The organism is Paraclostridium sp. AKS73, from assembly GCF_025671395.1.
Taxonomy (GTDB): Bacteria; Bacillota; Clostridia; order Peptostreptococcales; family Peptostreptococcaceae; genus Paraclostridium; species Paraclostridium benzoelyticum.
The window spans coordinates 53,212-65,098 of record NZ_JAIXHU010000010.1 but is presented as its reverse complement, the minus strand read 5'-3'; the positions used below and the strand labels follow the sequence as shown (position 1 = coordinate 65,098).

Here is an 11,887-nt window from a genome sequence, read left to right as displayed (position 1 = left end):
AAATTCAATAGATAAAAAGTAATCATAAGTTTGGATAAATGAAGATTTGCTTGTTTTAATAGTTTATCTACTTATTAAATTAAAAAAAATAAGGAGATAATTGTATGGAGAAAAAACAATATGTATTAGCAGTTCCAAATTTTAGTAATGGAAAAGACAAAGATGTAATTGAAGCTATTGTGGACGTAGTTAGAAATTCAAATGTAAAGTTAGTGAGCTATGAACCCGAAGAAGATTTTAACAGAACAGTTGTTACATTTATAGGAGAGCCAGAAGATGTAAAAGATGCTTTAGTTAATATGGCTAAAAAATCTATAGAACTTATAGATATGAGAGAACATAAAGGAACTCATCCTAGAATAGGAGCACAAGATACTCTGCCTATATTCCCACTTAAAAATATAACTATAGAAGAGTGTGTTAAGCTATCAAAAGAAATAGGGGAAAGGCTACATAAAGAAAGTAAAGTCCCTATATACTTTGCAGGAGAAAGTGCAAGTACAGAAGAAAGAAAGGCATTTGCATATATAAGAAAAGGTCAATATGAAGGTGTTAGAGATCTTTTAAAAGAGATAAAAGATAATCAGAGTAGACAAGAAGAATATAACAATAGAAAGCCAGATTTAAGTGTTGATGGATTATTAAGTGAAAAAGCTGGAGCAACATTATCGAGTGCTGAAGTTAATGGACTTACAGCTTATAATATATTTCTTGGAACTGAAAATGTAGAGATAGCTAAAAAAATAGCTAAAGCATTAAGAGGCCCAAGTGGTGGATTTAGTACAGTTAGGGCTGTTGGAATTAAATTCCCAGAAAAAGAAGGCGTAGTAGTTTCTATGAATTTACTAGATTGTTATCAAACTCCTATTCATAGAGCGTTTGAATTTGTAAAAAGAGAAGCTGAGAGATATGGAGTAATAGTAACTGGAAGTCAATTAGTAGGACCTATAAAGCTAGACTATGTATTAGATACATTTAACTATTATTTACAATTAGAGGATTTTAGAAACGAACAAGTATTAGAAACTCATTTAATGGATATGTAAGGGGGATTTTAAATTATGGATTTAATTATAAAAAATGCAAACATACCTCAAGGAGACAAAATGGTTCTTACTAATATATTAGTAAAAGACGAAAAGATAGTAGGGTTTGTTGATGATATAAATATGATAGATGCAAAAGAAATTATAGATGCAAATAAAAATTTAGTAATGCCAGGTTGTATAGATTCACATACACATTTTATGTATCAAGGATTTCCTCATAGAGAAAATTTTTTAACCGGAACAGCAGCAGCAGCTACTGGAGGAGTTACCACTATAATTGATATGCCTTGTTGTTCAGTTCCTTCGGTTAGAAGTGTAGAACAATTAGAAACAAAACTAGGTATATGTGGACCACAAGCTGTAGTGGATTATGCTATGTGGGGAGGAGTTACAGGAGAAGATGTTCGTGAAGGTTGGATGCATAATGTAAAAGAGCAAGCCGATTATGGAGTAGTTGCTTTTAAAGTTTATATGACTCCATCTGTTCCAACTTATCCAAGAGTTACAGACCCAGAAATGTTTGAATGTTTTAAAGCAGTATCAGAAACAGGGCTTCCAATAGGAATACATGCAGAAAATTTTGCAATGTGTGATTTTTATGTGAATAAATTTAAAGAAGAAGGTAGACTTGATGGACCTGCTTGGGCAGAAGCTAGAATGGAACTTGCTGAAAAGGTAGCTATAGAGTTAGGTATTAGCTTTGCTGAAGCTAGTAAAGCTAGACTTCATATAGTTCATATGAGTACGGGTGTAGGGGCTAAGCTAGTAAAAGAAGCTAAAATGAGAGGGTTAGACGTAACTAGTGAATCTTGTCCTCATTATTTAACTTTAAATTATCAAGATGCTATGACTGAATATGGGCCACTTGCAAAAATAGCTCCACCTCTTAGAACTAAAAAAGATAATGTGGAACATTGGAAAGGGATAAATGATGGAAGTATAGATTTTATAGCAACAGACCATGCACCATATGAAATAGAAAGTGAAAAATTAAAAGAAGGTACAAACATATGGACTTCATTCCCAGGTATACCAGGAGTTGAGACTATGGTACCAGTAATAGTTAGTGAAGGATACAATAAGGGAAGGATTTCACTAAGTAAATTAGTTGATATACTAAGCACTAATGCAGCTAAACACTATGGATTATATCCTAAAAAAGGTGCTTTAAATATAGGGTCAGACGCTGACTTTGCAATAATAGATTTAAACAAAGAATGGACTATTAAAAATGAAAATTTAGTAACTATGTGTGGATATACTCCACTTGAAGGAATGAAGCTAAAAGGAAGAATAATTAAAACTATAGTTAGAGGTAATTTAGTTTATGAAGATGGAGAAGCTGGAGTTTTGGGAAATCTAGAAAATTATGATGTTTTATTTAATAACCCTGAAGAACTAACTAGTGGAGAATATAAAGTTAGTTATAGAAAAGACCATCCAGAGTTAATTGTTGAACATGTTAAAAATATAAAAGGTATAAAGGTTAAACCAGGATTCGGTAAATTTATAAAACGTCAAACAATAAGTAAGTTAGATAAAAATATCAAGTTCTAAGGTTGATTAGTGGTGGAGAGCGGGAGTTGTGAATTGCTTCTGTCGCTAAAGACCTAAAATGCGTGGTCTTTAACGCTTCTTCAGCAAGTCACAACTCCCACCCTCTATACTATCAATCTTTAGAAACTTAATTTTTTCGGTGAGGAAAGAAAATAGGAGGGGATTTATTATGAAAAGACATGCAATTTTAGTTATAGATATGTTAAATGATTTTGTGGGAGAGAAAGCTCCATTAAGATGTCCGGGAGGAGAAAAAATAATACCTGACCTTCAAAAACTTTTTGCTTGGGTTAGAGAAAGAAATGCTAGAGGATTAGACGATGTCCAATTAGTTCATATACAAGAAGCCCATAGAAAAATGATGCTGATTTTAGAGTTAGACCAGTTCATGCAGTTAAAGGAACTTGGGGTTCTGATTTCATAAAAGAACTTTATCCACAAGGTGAAGAGTATATAGTTCCAAAGAGAAGACATAGTGGATTTGCACATACTGATCTAGATTTATATTTAAGAGAAGAAAATATAGATACTGTAGTTGTTACTGGAGTATGGACTAATGTATGTGTTAGAAGTACTGCTAGTGATGCATTATATAATGCGTATAAAGTATAACTTTAAGTGATGGAGTTCATTCTAAAAATGATGAAATGCATGAAGCAGGGCTTAGGGATTTAAGCATATTTACAAAAGTTATGACTATTGATGAGTATGTAGATGCATGGGAAAAAGACTTAGACCCTTGGGTTGGAGGTGGAGATACAGAAAACAAAGTAGAGTAGTTTAAATAGTTTTGATATTCTGGTTTAGGCTTGTCGATGATATTTGGTATTTGCTCCATACAAGCTGGGAAGATGCTTGTAAATGTCGCTACATACCCAAATATCAACTCAAGCCATACAGAATATCAAAACTATATAACTTTATGTATGAGAGAAAAAGATAGGAAGTGGAAGGGGATTTTATGAAAATTGTTGTTGGAATTTCAGGTGGTAGTGGAGCAATTTATGCTTTAGGAATTTTACAAGCATTAAGAGAACTTGGTGTGGAGAGTCACTTGGTAGTTTCTAATATGGGGGAATATGTTGTTGAGCATGAGTGTGGTGTAAGTTTAGACGAGCTTAAAAAAATGGCTGACTTTTATTATGAAAATTATGATTTAGCAGCACCGATAGCGAGTGGGTCATTTAAAACAGATGGTATGATAATTGTTCCGTGTTCTATGAAGACATTAGCTTCAGTTGCTCATGGATTTAGCGAATCTTTATTAACTAGATGTGCTGATGTATGCATTAAAGATAGAAGAAAATTAGTATTACTTCCTAGAGAAACTCCTTTAAGTTCTATTCATCTTGAAAATATGCTAAAGCTTTCTAATATAGGGGTTACTATTATGCCTCCTACTCCAGGATTTTATAATCATCCTCAGGATATAAGTGATATTGTTACATCGATTATAGGAAGGTGTCTAGATCAATTTGATATAGAACATAACTTACTTAAGAGATGGGGGGAATAACATGGAGAGCCAAATGCTTAGATTTACTTTAGATAAATTAGAAAAATCAGGATATCTAAAAACTTGCAAAAAGAGAGTTGATAAAGAATTTGAATTAGGAGCTGTACTTAGGTATTTTGATAATGAAGTACCTATAGTTTTTAAGAATATAAAAAATTATGATATAGATTTAGTTGGTGGAGTATACGGAAATAGAAAAATATTTAATGATTTAATGGATGTAAATGAAGAAAATAGAATTTATAAATTTATGGATGCTATAGCAAATCCAAAATCCTATAAAGAAGTTAAAAGTGGACCTATTGCTCAAAATGTTATAACTAAAAATATAGATATAAATAAATTATTTCCGATTCCTACATCTCATGAAAAAGATTCATCAAATTTTATAACAGCAGGGATGCTAATAATAAAAGATCCAGAAACTGATGACACACATATGGCAGTTAGAAGATTCCAAATAAATGATAAAGATAATATAAGTGCTTTAGTATCTGGAGCTTCTCCTCATTTGAATAAGATAATTAAAAAAGCTGAATTAAATAATGAAAAGCTAGAGTGTGCAATAGTTTTAGGATATGATGCAGAGTTTTTGATAGCATCTCAAATTAGTTCTTCAAAATATGGGCTAGATAAGTATGAGGTTTATAGTTCTTTAAAAAATGAACCACTTGAAGTTATAAAGTGTAGTAGTGTAGATATATTAGTTCCAGCATTTTGTGAAATTGTAATCGAGGGGTATTTAAATCCAAATAAAAAATAAAAGAAGGGCCTTTCGGGGAACTTATGGGATATTATGGTGAAGTATCAAATCATCCAACTATAGACGTTAAAGCTATAATGCATAGAGATAATCCAATTTTTCAACATGCATTTCCTTCAAGGGAAGAACATTTATCAAATGGTCTTATAAGAGAGGTTGAAATATATAGTGCTTTAAAAAATATAGTGGATGTAATAGATGTTAATGTAACGATAGGCGGAGGATGTAGACTTCATGGAGTTGTAAAGATAAACAAGAAAAATGAAGGAGATGGAAAAAGTTCCATACTGACAGCACTTGGAAGTAGTAAAGACTTAAAACATGTTGTAATAGTTGATGATGATGTAGATATCTATAACTATAAAGATGTAGAATTTGCAATAGCTTCAAGAGTGCAAGCAAGTGAGGATGTAATTATAATACCTAATGCACTGGGAAGCCCATTAGAAGCCTCTCATGTAAATAAAGGCCTTAGCGATAAAATGGGGATTGATGCAACAAAGCCTTTGGACAATGAATTGTTTAATAGAGCTATAATACCAGGTTATGAAAATATAAACATAGATGATTATTTTTAACTTCTTATGTTAAAGGGGTGAGTATGATTGAAAGCACTAGGAATAGTAGAAGTAAAAAGTTTAATAGGTGCAATTCAAGCTGCGGACACAATGTTAAAATCAGCAGATGTAGAGCTAGTTGATATAGATTTGGTGGGATCAGGAATAGTGGCAGCAATTATAAAAGGAGATGTAGCAGCTGTTAAAGCAGCTGTTGAAAATGGAGAAGAAAGTGCAGGAAGATTAGCGGAAATAATATCCACTAATGTAATAGCTAGACCTCATGATGAAGTAAGTAAAATTTTATAGGTGGTGGTTAAGTGGCAGATTTATTGACAAAAGTTGTTATGAAGAATATATCAAATAAAGCACTTAATAAAAAATATGTAAAAAGAAGAAAATAAAAAATTGAAATATAAATTGTAAGAAGTAGAAATTTTAAAAAGTATATTATACAAGAATAGTAAAAAATAATTTAAATAATCTTAATAATGAAAAGCATATAAATAAAGAAATGAAATTTAAATCATTAAAAGATTTAAATCACAATATAGTTGTAGATAAAAATATACATACAAATAATAAATGTAAAAACATGATTAGCTTAAAAGATTTAGCTAAATAAGGGGGGATAATATGAGAAAAGCCCTAGGGATGATTGAAGCTGTAGGACTTACTACAGCGATAGCAGCTCTTGATGCTGCAAGTAAAGCAGCGGATATTACGCTAGTAGGATATGATAAAGTAATAGGTGTTGAAAAAGCGGTTAGTGTAACTATACATATAGCTGGGGAGGTTGCAGCAGTAAATGCTGCTATCGATGCTGGTGTTGAGGCAGGAAACAAAGTTGGAAAAATTGTTTCAAGTAAAACGATAGCTAGACCTCATGAAGAAATTGATGTTTTAATCAAAGAATTTGAAAAAATCTTAAAGTAAAAAATATTAATAAAAAAGTAATAGAAAATAAAAGTGAAGCAAATAATTGATAACGGGAGGAATTTATTATGGGTCAAGCGCTAGGAATGATAGAAACTAAAGGTTTGGTAGGTGCAGTAGAAGCTGCAGATGCTATGGTTAAATCAGCTAATGTAACTTTAATGGGATATGAAAAAATAGGATTTGGACTAGTAACTGTTATGGTAAGTGGAGATGTAGGTGCAGTTAAAGCTGCTGTAGATGCTGGAGCAGAAGCAGCAAGAAATGTAGGTGAACTTCACTCAGTACATGTTATCCCAAGACCACACTCAGAAGTTGAAAGAGTAATTTTAAGCAGAGATTAAATAGATGAAAGAAAAAATTGATTTTACAAAAATATACTGAATAAAATAAGTAAAAATATAAAAAAGATAATAAAAAAGAATCTAGTAATTGTAAACTATTATATCAAATAATAAATTTAATTCTATAGAAGACAATTCATATGTAATGATACCTACAAATCACAAGAATATAAAAGAAATTCTTGATCTCTTAAATAACAATCATACTAAATATAAAAATGAAACAATTAATCATAAAAATAATAAAGATGAAGTAAGGAAGGAAATAATAACATTAAATGATATTATGAATTTAAATGAAGGAACTATAAGCATATCAAAGAATACGATAATAACTCCAATGGCAAAAGATTATATAAAACAAAAGAAAATAAAAATTGAAATAGGGGGATAAACATGCAAATAGGAAAAGTTATAGGAACGGTAGTTGCGACTAAAAAAGACGATTCGTTGATTGGAAGCAAATTAATGATAACTCAACCATTGAACTTAAAAAATGAAATAGATGGTAAACCACTAATAGCTGTAGATACAGTAGGAGCTGGAATTGGAGAACTTGTAATATATACAGAAGGTACAGCGGCTAGAAATGCAACCAAAAAACTACAATCATCAATAAATGCAGCTATTATAGGGATAGTGGATAATATAGATGTTTGGGAGGATTAAAATTGAAATATATAAAACAAGCAATAGAGTACAAGGAGTTAATAGATACACTTATGAGTAATAAGCACCATGCAGATATTGTTCTGTATGGTGGGAACATTGTAAATGTACTGACTAAAGAGATATACACAGGAGATATAGCTATAAATGGGAAATACATATTAATGGTGGGAAATTGTGAGGATTTAATAGGTGAAAACACTATAGTAGTAGATGTACGTGGTAAGTACTTGTCTCCTGGATTTATAGATTCACACATGCATTTTGAAAGTAGCATGCTAACAGTTACTGAGTTTTCTAGGCTTTCGATACCATCAGGAACCACAACTTTGATAGCAGATCCTCATGAAATAGGAAATGCCTTAGGTACTGTTGGAATGAAAGCTATGGCAGATGAAGCAAGTTATGTTCCAAACTATGTAAGATTTGTAGTCCCTGCGTTAACTCCAGATTGCCCTAGTCTTGAAACAGCAGGAGTTGATGTTAGTTCTAAAGATATGGAAGATTTGCTAAACTATAAAAACATAATAGGTATAGGAGAACTTCAAGGATTTAGCAATGCAAAACATGTATACAACAATACTCCGGAAATAATAACAGATTTATTAGCATCGACTACTTATGCTAAAAGTATAGGGAAAATAGTAGATGGTAATGCTCCGGAATTGTTCTCGAATGAACTTGCCGCACATATAGTGTGTACTGGTGGAAAATGTTCTTGCCATGAAACAACTACTAAATCCGAATGTATAGAAAAGTTAAGACAAGGGGTCTACGTATTCATGAGGGAGGGATCTACTCAAAAGAATATGGGGGAATGTATAAAAGCAATAACAGAAGAACATTTGGATTCAAGAAGATGCATATTAGCTACAGATGATATGGTGGCAAAAGATTTACAAGAATTAGGGCATATGAATGAAATAATAAAAAGAACTATAAGAGCGGGTATAAATCCTGTTGAAGCTATACAAATGGCGACAATAAATCCTGCAACTTACTTTAATTTAGAGGATAGAGGGGTACTAGCTCCATCAAAAGTTGCTGATATTGCAATAATAAATAATTTGAATGATATGGATATAGAAGCTGTTTTTATAGAAGGAGAACTTGTAGCTTCTAATAAAAAACTATTGATAGACTTGCCTAAATATACCTATCCTGATAGTGTAAAAAACTCTATTAAAATAGATCAAATAAATGAAAAAGATATAGGAATTATAAGTGATGAAAAAGAAGTAGTTGCTAGATGCATAAAAGCAATACCTGATCAAAATCTAACTGAATGTATGGAAGTTAAGTTAAAAACTAGGGATAATGTAGTAGAAGCTGACACAACTAATGATATTTTACATATTGCATGTATTGAAAGATATGGGAGAAACAATAATATAGGTAAAGCTTTTGTCAATGGATTTGGACTTAAAAAAGGGGCATTTGCAGAAAGTATAGCTCATGATACTCATAATATAACTGTTGTTGGAACTAATATAAATGATATGGTAGTTGCAGTTAATAAAGTTATAGAAATGGGCGGAGGTATTGCTGTTGTCAATAATGGCCGAGTTTTAGAAGAACTAAGGTTAAATGTAGGAGGGCTTATTACAGATGAACTTACAGGAAGTGAAGTAAGTGAAAAAATAGATTTACTAGAAAATGTAGTAAGTAAAGATTTAGGTGGGAATTTACATGCTCCATTTATGCATTTATCTTTTTTAGCTTTATCCACAAGCCCTAAATGGAAAATTACTGATAAAGGACTAATAGATGTAAATAATTTTGAAGTTTTAAGTCCAATAGTTAATTAGTAAAAAATCCTAACTATAAAAATTAGTTAGGATTTTTTGTTTTGAACATATAACTATTTTGACAATTTATACTAGTAATCAACATATATTGATAATATAAGGCTAAGAAAAACCTTATATCATTATAGTATAAAGGAGAATGATATCAATTGAGTATATATGAAGATAAAAGATTAAAGCATTGTGAAAAATTTGAATCAAATGTAATTGAAGATAATTGGGGATTTAGTTATATAGAATCTAATGTGAATTTTAACTCGGTTTCTGTATCTGTTTTACCTAAAAATGCTGTTTGGGAGGATATGGAGGGGTTTGTTGATAGAAAGTATGGTCCGTTTGGATATTCTATCAGAAATGAAAATGATGAAATTATAGCTAGCTTAATATTTTACTTCTCATATAGTTGTAAAGGGACATTTAATGGAAAGGGTAGTTATTTAGCAGATGCAACTGTTTCACCTAAAATAATTTCTGCAAGTCCTGGATATTATTTGGACTGTAATGTAACTGCAAGTGAACCTAAAAATTATGGAACTAAAGAAAACCCAGCACCTGGGGTTACATTAAGATTGCAAGTGAAAATTTCAAGTTATAGAGATTTAACAAATTGTAATGTATGCGGAACGTCAAAATTAGAAAATATGGATAACGAATCAATTTGTACAAATCAAAATGAAATTGATTGTAATAAAAGTAACAATTTAAATTTTATATATCCACATTGTAGTTGTGATGGACTAAACTCGATAGAGTTTTTGCAATTGCTACAGTAAGAGGAGATGGTCAAGTGAACTTAATTTCAGCTCAATGTTATTAATTTATACCGTTTAAATAAACTAAAATTTATGTAATAATATACTTATATAAATGCAGCAGGGGGTAACTTATGAAAAAACAAATATATAATAAATTAGATGAGCTCGGTATAGAATATAAAATTTTAGAACATGATGAAGTGTTTACAGCTGATGAATTTTATGCAGTTACAAGGGACATGCCAGGGCATCATTGTAAGAACTTATTTTTAAAAAACTCCAATAAAAGTATTAATTTTTTAGTAGTAGCAAAACACGATAAAGCTGTAGACTTAAAAGAAATAAAATCACAAATTGGAAGTAGTAGACTTTCATTTGATTCACCTGAAAAATTGTATGAATTAATGAAGGTAACACCTGGTAGTGTAAATCCATTTAGTATTATAAATGATGAAGATAGTGTAGTAGAAGTTATAATAGATAATGATTTATTAGATGGTCAAAATCTTAATTTTCATCCAGCTATAAATACGGAAACCTTTAATATATCTGGAGATGATTTTATTAAGTTTTTAGATTATATAGACAATAAAGTTGTTAAGGTTAGTATATAAAATAAGTGAAATATGGATCAACCAGATAAAATTGGAAATATTAATATTAAATAGTAAAATAAAAACACTTACTTATAGAAGTTATCTATCAGTAGGTGTTTTTAGAATAGATATTTATTTTACTAAATTAATATCTTATAATATAATATAGTAAAACAAATAATACATTAAATATAAAAATAGAAACTATTAATCTAAGGAATTGAGGAAAGATGATATGAATATAAAGACAAAAGATATAGCTAGCAAATCAGGTGTATCTATAGCTACAGTCTCTAGATATTTAAATAAATCAGGATATGTAAAACAAGAAACAAGGGAATTGATCAAGAATGCAATACAAGAAATAAAAAACAAGAAAATATATATGAAAAAGAAAAAAACATTGCAGTAGTATTTCCAGATTTATCAAATATGTTTTTTACAGATGTTCTTAAAGGATTAACTGAAGAAGCTGATAAATTAAACTATAATGTATTTTCATTTGATAGTGGTGAAAGTATTGAAAAAGAAATGAAAATAATTGATGCATTAAAAGATTTTAATATATGTGGACTAATAATTACAACAACTATAAGAAATAGAGAAACTACTAAAAAGCATGTCCAAAACCTAAATTCTTTGGGAGTACCTATCATATTAATAGATAGAGATTTGATATTTTGTGATTTTGATGGAATATTTAGTGATAACAAAAAGGGTGCTTTTGATGGTGTAGATACTTTAATATCTGAAGGGCATAAAAATATTGCTGTTATAACAGGTCCTTTAGAGTATGAGACTGCCCAGCTTAGATTAGAAGGGTATAAGCAAGCACATAAGGTAAATGAATTAGAAATAAATGAAAGTTATATTCACGAAGGAGATTATCAAATTGATTCCGGTTATAATCTCACAAAAGAAATAATAAATAATAACAAAGACGTAACTGCAATATTTAGTTGTAATAATATGATGACTCTGGGCGTTATAAATGCACTAAATGAAATGGAAATAAAAATAGGACAAGATATATCTTTACTGGGATTTGATGATTTAGAATTTTTTACATATCTAGGATTAAATATTAGTGTTGTTTCTAGACAAACTTCTGAAATGGGGAAAATAGCTTTTGAAGTTTTATCAAAGAAAATTCTAGAAGAGGAACCATACACGACTCAAAATATAGTATTAAAACCAAGTATTGTGCTTAGGGGTTCGGAAAAGTTAATAAATATTAATAGTAAAACAGAGGCTAAGTAGCCTCTATTTTTTTATCCGTAAAAATATAGAACTGAAATAAATATGGAAAAATATGAAAAAAATATGAAAAAATATTG

General features: G+C 30.3%; 17 protein-coding genes and 1 pseudogene. All 18 read left to right on the top strand.

Translation table 11 applies throughout. The features are described 5' to 3' along the window. Positions 1 to 104 precede the first annotated feature (104 nt). The 18 genes and pseudogenes from ftcD to LEQ07_RS07895 all read left to right on the top strand — a co-directional run bounded on the left by ftcD (position 105) and on the right by LEQ07_RS07895 (position 11,810). Entirely contained in the window at positions 105 to 1,046 is a 942-nt protein-coding gene (gene ftcD / locus LEQ07_RS07980; RefSeq protein WP_263330202.1) for a glutamate formimidoyltransferase, read from the top strand. Positions 1,047 to 1,061: 15 nt separating this feature from the next. Beyond that, entirely contained in the window at positions 1,062 to 2,606 is a 1,545-nt protein-coding gene (locus LEQ07_RS07975; protein ID WP_263330201.1) for a dihydroorotase, read from the top strand. 169 nt (positions 2,607 to 2,775) lie between these two features. Next, positions 2,776 to 3,030, top strand: coding sequence for an isochorismatase family protein (locus tag LEQ07_RS07970; protein ID WP_263330200.1), 255 nt, complete (start codon positions 2,776 to 2,778; stop codon positions 3,028 to 3,030). Continuing rightward, positions 3,024 to 3,218: pseudogene (locus tag LEQ07_RS22450) on the top strand (cysteine hydrolase family protein); the annotation flags it as partial. The gene LEQ07_RS07970 and the pseudogene LEQ07_RS22450, both read left to right, overlap by 7 nt. A 35-nt stretch (positions 3,219 to 3,253) precedes the next feature. Further along, positions 3,254 to 3,385, top strand: coding sequence for a hypothetical protein (locus tag LEQ07_RS07960; protein WP_263330199.1), 132 nt, complete (start codon positions 3,254 to 3,256; stop codon positions 3,383 to 3,385). 182 nt (positions 3,386 to 3,567) lie between these two features. Continuing rightward, positions 3,568 to 4,122, top strand: coding sequence for a UbiX family flavin prenyltransferase (locus LEQ07_RS07955; RefSeq protein ID WP_046821618.1), 555 nt, complete (start codon positions 3,568 to 3,570; stop codon positions 4,120 to 4,122). Position 4,123: 1 nt separating this feature from the next. Beyond that, positions 4,124 to 4,885 carry a UbiD family decarboxylase gene (locus LEQ07_RS07950; RefSeq protein ID WP_263330198.1) on the top strand — a complete coding sequence of 254 codons (762 nt, stop codon included), beginning with the start codon at positions 4,124 to 4,126 and terminating at the stop codon, positions 4,883 to 4,885. A 23-nt stretch (positions 4,886 to 4,908) separates the two neighbouring features. Next, the gene (locus LEQ07_RS07945; protein ID WP_263330197.1) at positions 4,909 to 5,463 is read left to right on the top strand and encodes a UbiD family decarboxylase domain-containing protein; all 555 of its coding nucleotides are present in this window, start codon (positions 4,909 to 4,911) and stop codon (positions 5,461 to 5,463) included. Between the two features lie 27 nt (positions 5,464 to 5,490). Beyond that, a complete protein-coding gene (locus LEQ07_RS07940) occupies positions 5,491 to 5,751 on the top strand; it encodes a BMC domain-containing protein (protein ID WP_021431056.1) in 261 nt (86 codons plus the stop codon). A gap of 327 nt (positions 5,752 to 6,078) precedes the next feature. After that, positions 6,079 to 6,378, top strand: coding sequence for a BMC domain-containing protein (locus tag LEQ07_RS07935; protein WP_263330196.1), 300 nt, complete (start codon positions 6,079 to 6,081; stop codon positions 6,376 to 6,378). Positions 6,379 to 6,443: 65 nt separating this feature from the next. Further along, positions 6,444 to 6,722, top strand: a complete 279-nt coding sequence (locus LEQ07_RS07930; RefSeq protein WP_270659173.1) for a BMC domain-containing protein — start codon at positions 6,444 to 6,446, stop codon at positions 6,720 to 6,722. Positions 6,723 to 6,867: 145 nt separating this feature from the next. Continuing rightward, a complete protein-coding gene (locus tag LEQ07_RS07925) occupies positions 6,868 to 7,116 on the top strand; it encodes a hypothetical protein (protein WP_263330195.1) in 249 nt (82 codons plus the stop codon). Positions 7,117 to 7,118: 2 nt separating this feature from the next. Next, the gene (locus LEQ07_RS07920) at positions 7,119 to 7,391 is read left to right on the top strand and encodes a EutN/CcmL family microcompartment protein (protein ID WP_021431051.1); all 273 of its coding nucleotides are present in this window, start codon (positions 7,119 to 7,121) and stop codon (positions 7,389 to 7,391) included. Positions 7,392 to 7,393: 2 nt separating this feature from the next. After that, a complete protein-coding gene (locus tag LEQ07_RS07915; protein ID WP_226896656.1) occupies positions 7,394 to 9,199 on the top strand; it encodes an adenine deaminase in 1,806 nt (601 codons plus the stop codon). A gap of 149 nt (positions 9,200 to 9,348) precedes the next feature. After that, on the top strand, positions 9,349 to 9,972 hold the full coding sequence (locus LEQ07_RS07910; RefSeq protein ID WP_263330194.1) for a hypothetical protein: 624 nt from the start codon (positions 9,349 to 9,351) through the stop codon (positions 9,970 to 9,972). A gap of 113 nt (positions 9,973 to 10,085) precedes the next feature. After that, entirely contained in the window at positions 10,086 to 10,568 is a 483-nt protein-coding gene (locus LEQ07_RS07905) for a prolyl-tRNA synthetase associated domain-containing protein (RefSeq protein WP_263330193.1), read from the top strand. 217 nt (positions 10,569 to 10,785) lie between these two features. Further along, on the top strand, positions 10,786 to 10,962 hold the full coding sequence (locus tag LEQ07_RS07900; protein ID WP_263330192.1) for a LacI family DNA-binding transcriptional regulator: 177 nt from the start codon (positions 10,786 to 10,788) through the stop codon (positions 10,960 to 10,962). Between the two features lie 20 nt (positions 10,963 to 10,982). Then, a complete protein-coding gene (locus tag LEQ07_RS07895) occupies positions 10,983 to 11,810 on the top strand; it encodes a substrate-binding domain-containing protein (protein WP_263330191.1) in 828 nt (275 codons plus the stop codon). Positions 11,811 to 11,887: the final 77 nt, after the last annotated feature.

Bases quoted from the DNA above. Each gene is read 5' to 3' on its own strand.
- ftcD (WP_263330202.1), top strand. From the start codon at position 105: ATGGAGAAAAAACAATATGTATTAGCAGTTCCAAATTTTAGTAATGGA.
- LEQ07_RS07975 (WP_263330201.1), top strand. From the start codon at position 1,062: ATGGATTTAATTATAAAAAATGCAAACATACCTCAAGGAGACAAAATG.
- LEQ07_RS07970 (WP_263330200.1), top strand. From the start codon at position 2,776: ATGAAAAGACATGCAATTTTAGTTATAGATATGTTAAATGATTTTGTG.
- LEQ07_RS07960 (WP_263330199.1), top strand. From the start codon at position 3,254: ATGCATGAAGCAGGGCTTAGGGATTTAAGCATATTTACAAAAGTTATG.
- LEQ07_RS07955 (WP_046821618.1), top strand. From the start codon at position 3,568: ATGAAAATTGTTGTTGGAATTTCAGGTGGTAGTGGAGCAATTTATGCT.
- LEQ07_RS07950 (WP_263330198.1), top strand. From the start codon at position 4,124: ATGGAGAGCCAAATGCTTAGATTTACTTTAGATAAATTAGAAAAATCA.
- LEQ07_RS07945 (WP_263330197.1), top strand. From the start codon at position 4,909: ATGGGATATTATGGTGAAGTATCAAATCATCCAACTATAGACGTTAAA.
- LEQ07_RS07935 (WP_263330196.1), top strand. From the start codon at position 6,079: ATGAGAAAAGCCCTAGGGATGATTGAAGCTGTAGGACTTACTACAGCG.
- LEQ07_RS07925 (WP_263330195.1), top strand. From the start codon at position 6,868: ATGATACCTACAAATCACAAGAATATAAAAGAAATTCTTGATCTCTTA.
- LEQ07_RS07920 (WP_021431051.1), top strand. From the start codon at position 7,119: ATGCAAATAGGAAAAGTTATAGGAACGGTAGTTGCGACTAAAAAAGAC.
- LEQ07_RS07905 (WP_263330193.1), top strand. From the start codon at position 10,086: ATGAAAAAACAAATATATAATAAATTAGATGAGCTCGGTATAGAATAT.
- LEQ07_RS07900 (WP_263330192.1), top strand. From the start codon at position 10,786: ATGAATATAAAGACAAAAGATATAGCTAGCAAATCAGGTGTATCTATA.
- LEQ07_RS07895 (WP_263330191.1), top strand. From the start codon at position 10,983: ATGTTTTTTACAGATGTTCTTAAAGGATTAACTGAAGAAGCTGATAAA.